The organism is Streptomyces sp. NPDC012637, assembly GCF_042954805.1.
Classification (GTDB): Bacteria; Actinomycetota; Actinomycetes; order Streptomycetales; family Streptomycetaceae; genus Streptomyces.
Genome location: NZ_JBIBDS010000007.1, coordinates 113,939 through 128,987, shown reverse-complemented (window position 1 = coordinate 128,987; position 15,049 = coordinate 113,939). Strand labels below are relative to the sequence as shown.

Sequence of the window (15,049 nt, the reverse complement as noted above, 5' to 3'; positions counted from 1 at the left end):
TTACGGCGGTCGGCAACTGGCCTTCTGTGTCTGAAAGTTGACCTTGCTCATTAGGTAAGCCTAACCTAATGTAACGCCCGCTTGGGCGTCCAGGCGTCCGAGCGAACCGAATCCAGACAGAATCCGGAGCCGCCTGATGACCCCGACCGACCATCCCGTGCCCGTCCTGCCCGACGTGGATCCCGCGGCCTGGCGGGAGGCCAACCGTCGCCTGCTCGCCAAAGCCCTGGGCGAGTGGTGCTTCGAAGACATGCTCAAGGCGACCGGCACCGAGGACGGCGGCTACCGGATCGACCTGGACAGCGGCACCACCTACGCCTTCCGCGCCGAGCCCGGCGCCTTCGGCTGGCTGCGCGTCGACCCCGACTCGGTCACCCGCACCGCCACCAGCATGCTCGGCAACTCGATCGCCCAACCCGCCTGGGACGCCCTGCAGTTCCTGATGGAGGCGGCCTCCACGATCGACAGCGACCCCTCCACGATCGCCACCTACTTCACCGAGCTCTCGGCCACCCTCGCCGTCGACGCCGCCCGCCTCACGCACGGCGGCGAGTCGGTCGCCGAGCTGCGCGCACTGGGCCACTCGGAGCTGGAGTGCCGCATGACCGGGCACAACCTCCTCGTCGCCAACAAGGGCCGGATCGGCTTCTCCGCCACCGACGTACGGCAGTACGCCCCCGAGTCGGCCCAGTCGCTGAAGCTCCTGTGGGTCGCCGTCCACCGTGGCCTCGCCGAATTCCGCGGCACCTCCGAACTGTCCGAAACCGGCATCCTGTCAGCGGAGCTGGACGACGGGACCCGCAGCCGCTTCACCGCGGTCCTGGAACGGGCCGGCGTCGACCCCCAGGCCTACGTGTGGATGCCCGTGCACCCCTGGCAGTGGGACCACGCCGTCCAGACCCTGCACGCCGCCGACGTCGCGCAGCGCCGCATCATCCCGCTCGGCGACAGCCCCGACGACTACCTGCCCGGCCAGTCCATCCGCACCATGGCCAACGTCACCGCGCCCTCCCGCCACGACGTCAAACTCCCGCTGAAGATCCTCAACACCCTCGTCTGGCGCGGCATCCCGCCGCACTGCACCATGGGCGCCCCGGTCGTCACCCAGTGGCTGCGCGGCCTCGTGGAGCGCGACGCCTTCCTCTCCGAGGAACGCCGCACCGTGTTCCTCGGCGAGGTCGCCTCCGTGACCGTGCGCCACCCCTACCTCTCCACCCTCGACCAGGCGCCCTACCAGCACCTGGAGGCCCTCGGCTGCATCTGGCGCGAATCGGTCTCCGCGCGCAAGGACCCCGACGAGCACGTCCGCACCTTCGCCTCGCTCCTGCACGTCGACAGCGCGGGCAACGCCTTCGTCGCCGAACTCGTCCGCGCCTCCGGCCTCGACCCGCAGGACTGGCTGCGCCGCCTCTTCGACACGCTCCTCGTGCCGGTCATGCACGTGCTCTACCGCTACGGCGTCACCTTCAACCCGCACGGCCAGAACACCCTCATCGGCTACGACGCCCACGACGTACCGGTCCGCCTCTTCCTCAAGGACTTCGTCGACGACGTGTGCGTCTCCTTCACCGACGTACCCGAACGCGGCCCCGAGCCGGACGGACACGACCACGTCCTGCCCCGCAAGCACCCGTCGATCATCAAGCAGCACGTCGTCGACCAGGTCTTCGTCGGCCACTTCCGCTACCTCGCGCCGCTCTGCGCCGAGCAGCTCGGCGTACCGGAGCGGACCTTCTGGCGGCTCGTGCGGCAGACGGTCCTCGACTTCCAGCAGCAGTTCCGGAAGCGCTTCCCCGAACTCGCCGGGCGATTCGCCGAGTACGACCTGCTGACCCCCGAGATCCCCCGGTACGGCCTGAACCGCGACCGCATCGTCGTCACCCGCTACGGCGACCGCGCCCTGCGCCACGCGCTGTTCCCGAACGGCACGCACCCCAACCCGCTCGCCGAAGGCTGAGGAGTACCTGCCGTGACGCCCCTGACCCGCACGCGACCCGCACGGTCCGGCCGCACCCCGTCCCCGCTCGCCGGCTCCCGCACCGGACTCGCCGACGTCCTCACCGCGCTGACCGGCGCCGTCGACGCCGCGGCGAACGCCCGACGCCCCGACGGCCCCCTCCCGGCCGGCACCCCCGCCGAGGTCCTCGCCGCCGCCTCGCGCGCACTCGGCCCGGCCGAGCTGCCCGCCGAGGGCCTCGGCGCCGAGGCCGCCCTCGGCCTCCTGGCCACCGTGCTCGTCGAGCACGGCATCGACCTGTCCCACCCCCGTTCCGCCGCCCACCTCCAGCCCCCCGCGCTGACGGTCGCCGTCGCCGCCGACGTCCTCGCGAACGCCGGCAACGCCTCGCTCGACACGTACGACTCCGGCCCCTCGGCCATCGCCGTCGAACGCTGGCTCATCGGCGTCCTCACCCGACTCGCCGGCCTCGGCGAGCGCGCCGACGGCGTCCTCACCCCCGGCGGCTCCCTGTCCAACCTCATGGGCCTGCTGCTCGCCCGTGACGCCGCTGCCCACCGGCGCGGCATCGACGCCCGCGAACAGGGCGTGGCGGCACTGCCCGGACCGGTCGTGTTCTGCTCCGAACTCGCCCACTTCTCCACCCACCGGGCCTGCGCCGCCCTCGGCCTGGGAGAAGCCGCCGTGCAGCCCCTGCCGGTCGACGACCGGCGCCGCATGCGGCCCGACGCGCTGCGCGCCGCCCTCGACGCGCTCGGCCCCGACCGGACGGCCGTCGCCGTCGTCGCCACCGCGGGCACCACGGACTTCGGTTCCGTCGACCCGCTCCCGCAGATCGCCGAGATCGCCGCCGGACACGGCATGTGGATGCACGTCGACGCCGCCTACGGCTTCGGCGCGCTCTTCTCCGAGCGCCTCGCCGGCCGCCTCGCGGGCCTGGAACTGGCCGACTCGATCACGCTCGACCTGCACAAGACCGGCTGGCAGCCCGCCGCCGCCAGCGTGCTCCTCGTCTCCGACACCACCGCGTTCACCGCGCTCGACCGCGAGGTGGCCTACCTCAACCCCACCGACGACTCCGAGGCCGGCTACGACGGACTGCTCGGCCGCAGTCTCCAGACCACCCGCCGCCCGGACGCCGTGAAGGCCGCCGCCACCCTCCTCACGTACGGCCGCACCGGCATGGGCCACCTGATCGACACCTGCCACGACCTCGCCCGGCACGCCGAGCGCCGCATCCTCGCCGAACCCGCACTCGAACTGGTCTCGCCGGCCGAACTCACCACCGTCGTCTTCCGCTACCGCTGCGCCGACCCGACCGCCTCCGACGACGTCAACGGCGCACTGCGCCGACGCCTCCTGGAAACCGGCACCGCCCTCATCGGACGTACCGAGGTCACCGCCGCCGGACCCGGCGCACCGCGCCAGGTGTGCCTGAAGTTCACCCTGCTCAACCCCACCGCCACCACCGACGACATCGACGGCCTCGTGGACGCCGTCCTCGACGCCGGCCGCACCTGCGAACGACTCATCAAGGAGAACGCCGCATGAGCACCACCACCACGGCGGCAACCACCAAGGCCGACCCCCTGCACGAACGGGACGCCCGCGGCGCCTCCGAACACGCCCACATCGAAGCGCTGCTCCGCTGCTGGCTGCGCGAGACCGGCACGCCCGTCACCCCCGGCCCGCTCCGGGTCGACCTGCCCACCACCGGACTGACCCTCGTCACCGAGGTCACCCACCGCTCGCCCACCGGCTGGCACCGCTTCGGCCCCACCCGCCTGGAGGGCCCCGGCGGCCCGCTCGGCGAGACCGCCGACCCGGTCACCGCCGTCGCCCTGCTCTCCGCCGAGGCCGCGGCACGCGGCGGCAGCCGCCCCGGCGGAGTCCCCGCGGGCGAGGCCGCCGACCTGGTGGAGCGCACTGCCGAATCCGTACGCCGCGTCGCCACGTTCATCGCCGACCGCCGCACCCGCCCCGAACCGCCGCCCGGCGTGGACGGCTTCCTCGACGCCGAACAGGCCCTGCTGCTCGGCCACCTGAACCACCCCGCACCCAAGAGCCGCGACGGCATCTCCGACCACGAGGCCGCCGCCTACTCGCCCGAACTCCGCGGCTCCTTCCGGCTGCACTGGTTCGCCGCCGACCCCGCGGTCGTCTCCCACGACGCCGTCGAGGGCGCGCCCTCCCTGGCCGGCCGCGACACCGTCGCACTCCTCGCCGACCTCGCCGGACAGCGACGCGACGACGGCCGGATACTCGTCCCCGCCCACCCCTGGCAGGCCAGGGACCTGCTGCACCGCCCCCGCATCAAGGCCCTCGTCGCCTCCGGCGCCCTCACCCCGCTCGGCGAACTAGGCCCCGCCTGGTGGCCGACGTCCAGCGTCCGCACGGTCTACCGGCCCGACGCCGACGTGATGCTCAAGCTCTCCCTCGGACTGCGGCTCACCAACTCCCGCCGCGAGTCCACCCGTACCGAACTGCGCCGCGGCCTGGAGATCAACCGTCTCCTCGACGCCGGATACGCGGCCGACACCTTCGCCGCCCACCCCGGCTTCGCCATCACCCGCGACCCCGCCTGGATCGCCGTCGACGAACCGGACCGCGCCGAAGGCCCGGACGTCACCGGCCTCGACGTCGCCGTACGCGAGGTGCCCCGGGACATCGACTCCCTGCGCTGCCTGGTGGGCCTCGTCGCCCCGCGCCCCGGCCTCGGCCGCAGCGCACTCGGCGACCTCGTCGCCGGCCTCGGCCCCGACGCGGCCGAACAGTGGACGGCCGACTACACCGACCACGTCCTCGTCCCCATGCTGCACCTGTACGCCGCCACCGGCATCGGCCTGGAGGCCCACCAGCAGAACACCCTCGTCCGCCTCGACGAGCGGGGCCGGGTCACCGGCAGCACCTTCCGCGACAACCAGGGCTACTACCTGGCCAGCTCCCACCTCCCCGGCCTGCTCAAGCGGCTCGGCGCCGACTCCTCCACCCTCGCCGTCGTCGACGACGCCCTGGTCGACGACCGGCTCTCGTACTACCTGCTGCGCAACCAGGCCCTCTCCGTCGTCGGCTGCCTCGCCGTCGACGGCCTGGCCGACGAGCGCGATCTGCTCGCCGTCCTCGCCGCCCGGCTGCGGGCCGCGCTGCCCGCCCTGGCCGTGGCCGGCCCCGACGGCGACCGGCTCGCCCGCCGCTGGCTCACCGCCGACACCCTGCCCTGCAAGGGGAACCTGTTCACCCGGCTGCACGGCATCGACGAGGTCCTCGCCCCGCTCGACGCCCAGTCCGTCTACCTCGACGCCCCCAACCCCCTGCAGGAGGCAGCCTCATGACCACGGTGGACCCCACGGCGGAGCGGACACCCGACGACGTCACGATTCCCGGACCGCCGCTCCCGCTCCTCCACGGCCGCTGGTCCGCACGCGTCGCCCGGGCCGAAGGCGCCGACCTGGACCTCGTGCACGGCTGGATGCAGTCCCCGCACATCGACGCGTTCTGGCACCAGGCGTGGCCGCGCGAACGCTGGTACGAGGAGATCGCCGGCCACCTCGCCGGCGACGCGGTCCTGCCCGTGCTCGTCGACCTCGACGGCCGGCCGCTGGCCTACATCGAGGTCTACCGGGTCTTACGCGACCGGCTCGCCGGACACTACCCACGGTTGCCGCACGACCTCGGCGTCCACATCGCCATCGGCGAGCAGGCACGGACCGGGAAGGGCCTCGGCCGGACCCTGCTGCGCGCCCTCGCCGAAGGACTGCTCGCCGCAGACCCGGCCTGCGTCCGTGTGGTCGCCGAGCCGGACGTGGACAACGCGCCCTCGCTGCGGGCCTTCGAAGCCGCCGGCTTCCGACCCGCCGGCAAGGTCGGCTTCCCCGACAAGACCGCCGCCCTCATGATCCACCCGCGCACGGAAGGGGACCTGCCCCGATGAGCGACAGCCCCACCGGACACGACGTGGTCGCCATCGGCTGCGGACCCTTCAACCTGGGACTCGCCGCCCTCGCCTCCACCGTGGACGACCTGGACCTGGTCGTTCTCGACGAGCGCCCCGAGTTCACCTGGCACCGCGGCATGATGTTCGGCGACGCGTCGATGCAGGTGAACTTCCTCGCCGACCTCGTCACCCTGGTCGCCCCCTGGCACCCCCTGTCGTTCCTGGCGTACCTGCACGACAGGGACCGGCTGTACACCTTCACCGTGCGGGAGAACTTCTTCCCCTCACGCCGTGAGTACGAGGACTACCTGCGCTGGGCCGCAGGGAAGCTGCCGTCCGTGCGCTTCTCCCACCGGGTCGAGGAGGTCGACTGGAACGGCGACGAGGAACGGTTCACCGTGCGCGTGGTCCGCGGTGACGGCACCGCCGTACGCATGCACGCCCGCCATCTCGTCATCGGCATCGGCACCGCGCCGCACCTCCCCGACGCGCTCGCCGGGCTGCCCGGCGACCGGGTCCTGCACACCGCCGACTACCTCTACCGCTCCGGCGACGTGAAGCGGGCGCAACGGGTCACCGTGGTCGGATCCGGCCAGTCGGGCGCCGAGGTCGCCGTCGACCTGCTGACCCGCAACCTCGACGGCGGTCCCGCGGTCAGCTGGCTCACCCGCACCGGCTCCTGGGCGCCGCTGGACTACACCAAGATGAACCTGGAGCTGACGACCCCCGCGTACATGCGGTACTTCCACTCGCTCCCCGAGGACGTACGCGACCGGCTGGTCGGCGAACAGTGGCAGTTCTACAAGGGCATCTCCACGGACACCCTGGAGGAGATCCACGAACTGCTCTACCGCCGCCAGCTGGAATCCGGCCTCCGCGACGTCGAGCTCCGCTTCGGCACCGCCGTCGAGACCGCCGCCGTCGACCCCGCCGGCCGCACCGTGCTCGGCTGCCGTCACCTCGACACGGGCGAGGCCTTCGACCACGTCACCGACCTCGTGGTCGCGGCGACCGGCTACCGTTCGCGTCCGCCGGCCTTCCTCGGCCCGGTCGAGAAGCTGATCCGGCGCGACGCCAAGGGAAGGCCCGTGGTCCGCGCCGACCACTCCGTCGAGCTCGCCGACGGCGTGACCGGCCGGATCTTCGTGGCCAACGCCGAGCTGCACGCCTACGGCGTCTCGACCCCGAACCTCGACATCGGCGCCGTACGCAACGCCACCATCCTGAACGCCGTCACCGGGAGGGAGACCTACCGCCTGCCGAAGAGAAGCGCCTTCACCAGCTTCGAAGCGCCCGGGCAGACGTCGTCGCACGGCCGATGACCGCGCTCCCGCCGCGGGTGCGCGACGGGGTCGTCGAATGCCTGCGGGCGGGACACGACCCCGGGGAGGCGGCCGCCCGGTACGGACTCGCCCCTCAGGCCCTGGAGGCAGCGGCCGCCACGGACAGCGCCCTGGCGGTCGCCCTCACCGGGCGCGACCCCTACACCCGGGAGGCGGAGGCGGTCCGGCAGCGGGCCGAGGTCCTGCGGTGCGTCGCCCTCGGCATGACGCTCGCCGCGTCGGCCCGGGCGGTCGACGTCCCCGAGAGCTCCCTCAGCCTCTGGCGGAGCGAGGACGCCGTGTTCCGCGCCGCGCTCGACGCCGTCCGCGCCCTGTCCGACGCCTCAGCCGGGGTGCCGCGCTCACGGATGACGCCGGCCCGGACCCGACTGTTCCTGCAGTCCCTGAGCGAGGGCGACACCGTGACGGGGGCCTCGGCCAGGGTGGGGATCGCCACCGCCACGGTGTACGCGCGCCGCAGACGCGACCCGGCCTTCGCGGACTGGATGGACGCGGCGCGCAAGGAGGGAAACCGGGCCCGGCTGCGCAAGAGGACCGCACGGCGCCGGCGGGCGCAGCGGTGGGAGGGGCGCTACCGGCTGATCCGGCTGGAACCCCCGGCGGAGGCCGACGGGGATCCGGCTCGGTAGCGGGAAGCGGTCGGCAGGCAGCGGTCGGCAGGCAGCCGTCGGCAGACAGCGGGCATCGGAGTTGTCCACAGGTTCGGGCCGGTGGGCGAAGGGTGTCGGCGGGGGCGGATAGGCTTTTCGAATGGCCCTCACCGACGCTTCCCCGGATACCTCAGACGCCTTGCAGGTGCTGCACCGCGTCTTCGGTTACGGCTCCTTCCGCGGCGAGCAGAAGGAGATCATCGAGCAGGTCGTCGCAGGCGGCGACGCTCTCGTGCTCATGCCGACCGGCGGCGGCAAGTCGCTGTGCTACCAGATCCCGGCGCTGGTCAGAGAAGGCACCGGCGTCGTGATCTCGCCGCTCATCGCGCTCATGCAGGACCAGGTGGACGCGCTCACGGCCCTCGGCGTGCGGGCCGGCTTCCTCAACTCGACCCAGGACCCGTACGAGCGGCAGGCGGTCGAGCAGGCCTTCCTCGCCGACGAGCTGGACCTCCTCTACCTGGCGCCCGAGCGGCTGCGCACAGAGGGCACCCAGCGGCTGCTCGACCGGGGCAAGGTGTCGCTCTTCGCGATCGACGAGGCGCACTGCGTCGCCCAGTGGGGCCACGACTTCCGGCCCGACTACCTGGCGCTGTCGATGCTGCACGAGCGCTGGCCCAAGGTGCCCCGGATCGCGCTGACCGCCACGGCCACCGAGGCCACCCACGCCGAGATCGCGGGGCGTCTCGGCCTGACGGACGCCCGGCACTTCGTCGCCAGCTTCGACCGCCCGAACATCCAGTACCGCATCGTCCCGAAGAACAACCCGCTCAAGCAGCTCCTCGAACTGATCCGCACCGAGCACGAAGGGGACGCCGGAGTCGTCTACTGCCTGTCCCGGTCCTCGGTGGAGAAGACCGCGGCCTTCCTGGTGGAGCAGGGCATCGACGCCGTGCCCTACCACGCAGGCATGGACGCCGCGGCCCGTGCGGCCAACCAGGCGCGCTTCCTGCGGGAGGACGGGGTCGTGGTGGTCGCCACGATCGCCTTCGGCATGGGCATCGACAAGCCGGACGTGCGCTTCGTGGCCCACCTGGACCTGCCGAAGTCCGTCGAGGGCTACTACCAGGAGACCGGCCGCGCCGGGCGCGACGGCGAGCCGGCGACGGCCTGGCTCGCGTACGGACTGCAGGACGTGGTCCAGCAGCGCAAGCTCATCGAAGGCTCCGAGGGCGACGAGACGCACCGCCGCTCGCTGGCCGCACACCTGGACGCGATGCTCGCCCTGTGCGAGACGGTCGACTGCCGGCGCGTCCGGCTCCTCGCCTACTTCGGGCAGTCCGCCGAGCCGTGCGGCAACTGCGACACGTGCCTGACCCCCGCCGAGTCCTGGGACGGCACGGTCGCGGCGCAGAAACTGCTGTCCACCGTGTGGCGGCTCGCCAGGGAACGGCGCCAGAAGTTCGGCGCCGGACAGATCATCGACATCCTGCAGGGCAAGAAGACGGCGAAGGTCATCCAGTTCGACCACGACCAGCTGTCGGTGTTCGGGATCGGGGCCGACCTGTCCACGGCGGAGTGGCGGGGCGTGGTGCGCCGGCTGCTCGCGCTGGGGCTGCTCGCCGTGGAGGGCGACTACGGGACGCTCGTCCTGACGGACGGCAGCGGCGAGGTCCTCGGCGGCCGCCGCCAGGTCCCGATGCGCAAGGAGACGGCACCGGCCCGCGCCTCCCGCAAGGAGTCCGGGTCCGCCGCGCGCTCCGGGAAGGGCGCCCGGGTCCCGGTCGACCTGCCGGCCGCCGCGGTGCCGGTGTTCGAGGCCCTGCGCGCCTGGCGGGCCGCGACCGCCCGCGAGCAGGGCGTCCCGGCGTACGTCGTGTTCCACGACGCCACGCTGCGGGAGATCGCGACCCGGCTCCCCACCACGGTCGAGGAGCTGGGCACGGTCGGCGGTGTCGGTGAGGCCAAGCTGGCCAAGTACGGCGAGGGCGTCCTGGACGCCCTGGCGGAGTACGCGGGCGGCGACACCGGCACCTCGTCCGACTCCGACTCCGGGTCGGCCTCCGACTCCGGCTCGCCATCCGTGCCCGTGCCGTCGGCCCGGGCTGCGGCCCCGGCGCCGTCGGCTGCGGCGGCCCGTCCGCCGCAGCACGACGAGGAGCCGCCGTTCGACTTCGACGAGACCGAGCCGCCCTGGGACGACTGGGAGTAGCCGGGCGGCTCGGGACCCGGTGCGGGTCAGGCGCAGGAGTAACGGAAGCTGCCCTCGGCCTCGACGGGGGAGCCCGCCGGGCGCAGGACCTGGAGGCGGGCGGTGCCACGGAAGAGGCCGGGTCCGCGGACCGTCCACTGCAGGTGCACGGTCACCTCGTGCTCCCCGCGGCGGGCCGTGCGCGTCAGCTCCTCGGACTGCCGGCCGTCGCTGCGCAGCCAGCGGTAGGTGATGGGCCCGCCGCGGCCGTCGGTGTGCACGACACCGGTCACCTCGGCGGTCTGGCCACAGCTCAACTCCTGTGTCGGCGCAGTGACTTCGGCCGCCGTGACCGTAGGGCCGGCCGTCGGCCGCAGCAGCAGCCACAGGGCCACGGCGACCGCCGCGAGCACCGCCACGGTCCCGAGCAGCCCGGCGCGCCGACGCCGCTTCCGCACCGGGCCGGCCTTCGGGGCGGCCCAGAGGGCACGCAGGGCGTCCTCCTCGGTGAGCGGGACCCCGGGACCGAAACGCAGCAGGATCTCGCCGTCCTCACTCTCACCGCCGTGACCGCCGTCAGCGACTTCGACGGGTGCGGCGGTCGGGCTCTGGTTCCGCTTGCTGAGCACGGTGGCCTGGTCACCCGGGACGGCGGCGGGCCCCCGGACCTGACCGCGCCGCCCGAGAACCGTCTCCTCGGTGTCGGCCGCCGGGCCCTCCGGCGTCGCCCCCTCCGGTGCCGCCCCGTCCGGCGCCTCGTCGTCGCCCGCGCCCTCCTGCGCCGGCGCGTCGGCCGCCTGCCCGCCGCGGGTCAGCTCTGCCAGTGCGGCGGCGGCCGCCGTACGCAGGGCGGTTCGGCGGAGGAAGTCCTGGGGGAGGGCCGCGCGGCCGGTGGTGAGGGTGGTGCGCGCCGTGGTGAGGTCGCCGGAGTCGGCCGCGTCCGCGCAGCGGGCGAACAGTTCCGCCGCGGGTGTGCCGGGCGTCGCCCAGGCGGTGGCGAGGGTACGGGCGAGTGCGGCCCACGCGGTGACGTCGTCCTGTCGGGCGGTGGCCGCCGGGACGTCGGCGGCCAGTGCCGTGGCGAGGGCGGCCTCCGCGAGCAGGGCCGTGCCGTCCGGGGCGAGGACGACCCGGTCGGGCGCGAGCGCACCGTGGGCCAGTCCGGCCGCGTGCAGGGCGAGCAGGGTCTGGGCGGTCTCGTTGAGCACGCTCGCCGCGCTGCCCTCGTCCAGCCCCGGCGCCCCCTCGGCCAGCAGGTCGGCGACCGTGCGCACCGGGGGCCGGGTGACGAGCAGCCACACGTCCCCGGCCTCCGCCACGAGGTCGACCGTGGCCGGCACGCCCGGGAGCCGCAGTTTCGCCACCGCGCGGACCGCGGCCGCGAGCCGCTGCCGCGCGCCCTGCGGAGCGAGCAGCGCCCGGTCGATCCGCAGCGCACCGTGCGGCGGCTCGCCGTCGCCGTTCGGCACCAGGGCGTGCCAGGTGCCGAACCGCCCGTCACGCGACCAGTCCGACAGGGCGCGCCCGGCGACCGTGGCGGGTGTCGGGGGTGTCGTCATCGTGTTCTGTTCTCCTCGGTGTTCACTCAGGTCCCTCAGATCACTCGGGTCCCTCACGTCTCTCAGCACGGGGGCGCGTCCGCGGAGGCCGTCTGCGCTCCGTTCGCGGACTGCGGGCTGCTCCGCACGGCGACGTACCAGGTGCCCCGGCACGGGTTGCTGGAGAAGTCGCCCTCGAAGGTCACCGAGTACTGGGTGCTGCCCGACAGCCGACGGGACTGTGAACCGTAGGAGTTGGCGGGCGTGTTGCGGTAGAAGTCCGCGGTCACCGTGAGCGGCCCGGTGCCGGTGGTCGTGATGGTCACGTCGGCGACCAGCCGGTATCCCGCCGCACGGCGCACGGAGCCGATCGAGACCGTGACCGTGCCGGCCGACGGCGGAGCCGGGGTCGTGGCCGTCGGGGCAGGACGCGTCGTCGAGGGCGCGGGTCCGGGTCCACCGCCCGGAGGCGTGGTGGCCGCGGTCGGCGTGCCGCCGGTGGCCGGGGCCGGTGTGGTGCCGCTCGGCGACGGGTCGGCCGAGGCGCTGCCGGACGGCGAACCGCTCGGCGTCGGAGAGGCCGTGCTCGCCGACGGCGACGCCGAGGGCGAGGCGGACGACGACGATGCCGAAGGGAAGCCGGACGCCACGGGCCTGCCCGACGGTACGGACGTGGCCACCGTGGTCGTCGTGTCGTCCGGACGCGCCGTCGCCACCGTGATCCCGCCCGCTGCCACGGCCAGCACGGCCACGCCCACGGCCGCCTGCCACAGGGGGCGCTTCAGACGGCCGAGGACGGTCAGCGCCGGCGTCGCCTCGTGGACCGCGCCCGTCACCGCGAACGGGAACGACAAAGCCAGCAGGGCGGCGAGTCCGGCGAGCCTGCGGCGCCCGCGTTCCTCCCAACCCGCGCCGTACCCCTCGACGGCCGCACGTTCGAGCCCGGCGAGGAAGGCCTCGATGCCGGGCCGGTCCGCCGCCTCCTTCGCCATGCCCTTGCGCAGGAGCTCCCGCAACGGCTCGGGTACGTCCTCCACCGCGACGGGTGCCCGCAGATGCTGGAGCCGCAGCGCGATCAGGTCGTCGGCTTGGAAGGGGCGCCGGCCGGTCAGGCACTCGTAGAACACGGCCGCCGCCGCGTACACGTCGCTCGCCGGACCTGCCGGCTCGCCCTCCCACTGCTCCGGCGCCATGTACGCAGGCGTGCCCGCCGCCTCCGCCTCCCGGCCGGCGCGCACGGCGATGCCGAAGTCGGCTAGCGCGCTCGAACCGTCCGCGCGCACCAGCACGTTCTCCGGTTTGTAGTCGCGGTGGACCACCCCCGCCGCATGGGCGGCGCCGAGGCCGAGCAGGGAGCCCTTGAGCAGTACCAGGGCCGCCTCCGGGCCCGTCGCCCCGTGCGCGCGCAGCATCTCGCGGAGGGTGACCCCGTCCACCGCCTCCATGACGATCGCCGCGCCCGACCGGGCCTCCACGTACTCGTACAGCCGCACCACGCACGGGTGCCGCAGGTCGCCGAGCAGCCGTGCCTCGGCGCGGAAGCGGGCCAGGAACCCCCGGTCCCCGTGGAGCCGTTCGCTCAGGTACTTGATGGCCACGGGCACGCCCGTCGCCTCGTGCCGCGCGAGGACGACCCGGCCTCCGGCGCCTCGGCCGAGCGCCCGCACGGCCGCGTATCCGGGCACGGACCAGCCGCCGTCCCCGCCTGTCACATCCTGCATCCCGTTCATGCCGCCCCCTCCACGGCCACGCCGTCCGCCGGGCGCACCGGGCTCGTGCCCGCCGCCGCGCGACGCCGCTTCACCACTCGAACCAGCCACCGCACCGGCGCCGCCCACACCGGGAACGCCACCAGCGCGACGACCACCGCCACGATCACCGTGTCCCACGGCGGGTCGACCCGCCCCTTCAGCCACTCCCCGAGCCGCGAGTGCCAGGCCAGCAGGGCCAGGACCAGGAAGCCGTACGTCCCGACGACCACCGCGAGGCCGTACGCGGCCATCCCGGCCTGCCGCGCCCCCGGCCGGCGGCCCGCCCGCAGGTCACGCCACAGCCCCTTGCGGAAGTACGCGCTCGCCTCCTCGCGCAGCCGGGGCACGCGCAGCGCGTCGGTGAGCGCCTGGTAACCGTCCAGCGGCATCAGCGGATTGAAGTTGTACAAGGTGTTCAGATAGAGGCCGAAGGCCAGGTGGAACAGCACGGCCGAGACGGGCCCGACGGGCAGGTACGCCGCGCCGGCCGCGCACCAGCCCGCCAGCGCGGCGGTCGAGACCGGCCCCGACAGCGCCACCACGACCCGCGACCAGCGGGTGCCGAACCACATGTCGCTCGTGTCCACGAACGCGAACGGCATCCCCATCATGATCATGAAGCCGCCGCGCCGGACCTTCCGCCCGTACGACTTCACCGCCAGCGCGTGCGCCAGCTCGTGCACCACCAGGGCCGATATGTACCCGGCGGCCAGCGCCACCGGGCCCCAGACCCCGGCCCCGCCGAAGTCCAGCAGATGCTGCCGGCCCTGCGCGACGCCGAAGAACGCCACCAGACCGCCCACCACCGACAGCCACACCAGCGCCACCCCGGTACGGGTGAAGAACCGCCAGCCGAAGCCGCCGTAGAGGCGGCTCACCGCGCCGTCGAGGCCCGGAACGGACACCTCCATCTTGAGCAGGGCCCGGTACACCGCCCGCCGGAACCGGCGCCAGCGCGTGCCGTCCCGCTCGTCCTCATGGCCCGGCAGGCCGCGCAGCAGTTCCGCGCGGGCGAACGTCGCGAGCGCGGCCTCGATCCGCGGCAGCGCCAGCTCGCCGAAGCGGTCGGCGTACGCGAACAGCAGGTCCCGCACCGTGTTCTCGCCGTCGACGGCGTTCCACAGGAACACCTCGCGCTCGTCGAGCCGGAGGTACACGCCGGTACGGGTGTTGTTCAGCACCCAGTGCGGTTCCCGCTGCCCGTCCGCCGGCACCTGCTTCAGCGCCCACCCGCTGCGGCGGCGGGGCCGCGCGGTGAGCGGACCGGCGGCCTCCGGCACCTCCTGCCCGGGCACGGCCGCCGGCAGCTCCGTGAGCTGGGTGCCGACCACCATGGTCCGGGAGCCGATCCGCGGGTCCCTCGGCTGCTCGAACACCATGCGGACGTCGCCGACGGACAGTTCGGCGCCGTCGTCGAGCCGCGCCGACCCGCCGTGGAGGTTCACTCCGGCGACGGAGGTGCCGTTGAACGAGTCGAGGTCCTCGATCCTGAAGCCCGAACCGTCACGGACGACACGGGCATGGCGACGCGACACACTGCCGTCCGAGAGGACGACGTCGCTGCCGGCGTCGCGGCCCAGCGTCGTGACCTGCCGGGTGAGCGGCACGAGCAGTCCGGCGTCGTCGAGGCCGCGCAGCTGGGGTGCGGCGAACGACGTCGGGGCCGCGCCGCGGCGGAGCGTGCCGCAGCGCAGGCAGTACGGGAAGTCGCGCCGCACATGGACGCGGCAGGCGTGGCACAGCAT

The 15,049-nt window shown here is 73.9% G+C and carries 10 protein-coding genes; 7 read left to right on the top strand and 3 right to left on the bottom strand.

Translation table 11 applies throughout. The features are described 5' to 3' along the window. The first annotated feature begins 136 nt into the window (after positions 1-136). The 7 genes from ACFY8W_RS26405 (at position 137) to recQ (ending at position 10,036) form a co-directional block, all read left to right on the top strand. Positions 137-1,957: an IucA/IucC family protein gene (locus tag ACFY8W_RS26405; RefSeq protein WP_391109963.1), complete on the top strand. Its 1,821-nt coding sequence runs from the start codon at positions 137-139 to the stop codon at positions 1,955-1,957. A gap of 12 nt (positions 1,958-1,969) precedes the next feature. After that, a complete protein-coding gene (locus ACFY8W_RS26400; protein WP_391109960.1) occupies positions 1,970-3,508 on the top strand; it encodes an aminotransferase class V-fold PLP-dependent enzyme in 1,539 nt (512 codons plus the stop codon). Next, the gene (locus ACFY8W_RS26395) at positions 3,505-5,289 is read left to right on the top strand and encodes an IucA/IucC family protein (protein ID WP_391109957.1); all 1,785 of its coding nucleotides are present in this window, start codon (positions 3,505-3,507) and stop codon (positions 5,287-5,289) included. The genes ACFY8W_RS26400 and ACFY8W_RS26395 overlap by 4 nt, the downstream gene beginning before the upstream one ends. Continuing rightward, the gene (locus ACFY8W_RS26390; protein WP_391109954.1) at positions 5,286-5,888 is read left to right on the top strand and encodes a GNAT family N-acetyltransferase; all 603 of its coding nucleotides are present in this window, start codon (positions 5,286-5,288) and stop codon (positions 5,886-5,888) included. Before ACFY8W_RS26395 ends, ACFY8W_RS26390 begins: the two co-directional genes overlap by 4 nt. Then, on the top strand, positions 5,885-7,213 hold the full coding sequence (locus ACFY8W_RS26385; protein WP_391109951.1) for a SidA/IucD/PvdA family monooxygenase: 1,329 nt from the start codon (positions 5,885-5,887) through the stop codon (positions 7,211-7,213). Before ACFY8W_RS26390 ends, ACFY8W_RS26385 begins: the two co-directional genes overlap by 4 nt. Beyond that, positions 7,210-7,863 carry a hypothetical protein gene (locus ACFY8W_RS26380; protein WP_391109949.1) on the top strand — a complete coding sequence of 218 codons (654 nt, stop codon included), beginning with the start codon at positions 7,210-7,212 and terminating at the stop codon, positions 7,861-7,863. Before ACFY8W_RS26385 ends, ACFY8W_RS26380 begins: the two co-directional genes overlap by 4 nt. Before the next feature lie 121 nt (positions 7,864-7,984). Next, positions 7,985-10,036 (top strand): DNA helicase RecQ, encoded by a 2,052-nt coding sequence (gene recQ, locus ACFY8W_RS26375; RefSeq protein WP_391109946.1) that lies wholly within the window; start codon positions 7,985-7,987, stop codon positions 10,034-10,036. Between the two features lie 26 nt (positions 10,037-10,062). Here the strand turns inward: recQ and ACFY8W_RS26370 are convergent, their stop codons facing one another. The 3 genes from ACFY8W_RS26370 to ACFY8W_RS26360 all read right to left on the bottom strand — a co-directional run bounded on the left by ACFY8W_RS26370 (position 10,063) and on the right by ACFY8W_RS26360 (position 15,049). Further along, positions 10,063-11,574, bottom strand: a complete 1,512-nt coding sequence (locus ACFY8W_RS26370) for a hypothetical protein (RefSeq protein WP_391109943.1) — start codon at positions 11,572-11,574, stop codon at positions 10,063-10,065. A gap of 62 nt (positions 11,575-11,636) precedes the next feature. Further along, positions 11,637-13,283 carry a protein kinase gene (locus tag ACFY8W_RS26365; RefSeq protein ID WP_391109941.1) on the bottom strand — a complete coding sequence of 549 codons (1,647 nt, stop codon included), beginning with the start codon at positions 13,281-13,283 and terminating at the stop codon, positions 11,637-11,639. Continuing rightward, positions 13,280-15,049 (bottom strand): FHA domain-containing protein, encoded by a 1,770-nt coding sequence (locus ACFY8W_RS26360; RefSeq protein ID WP_391109938.1) that lies wholly within the window; start codon positions 15,047-15,049, stop codon positions 13,280-13,282. The genes ACFY8W_RS26365 and ACFY8W_RS26360 overlap by 4 nt, the downstream gene beginning before the upstream one ends.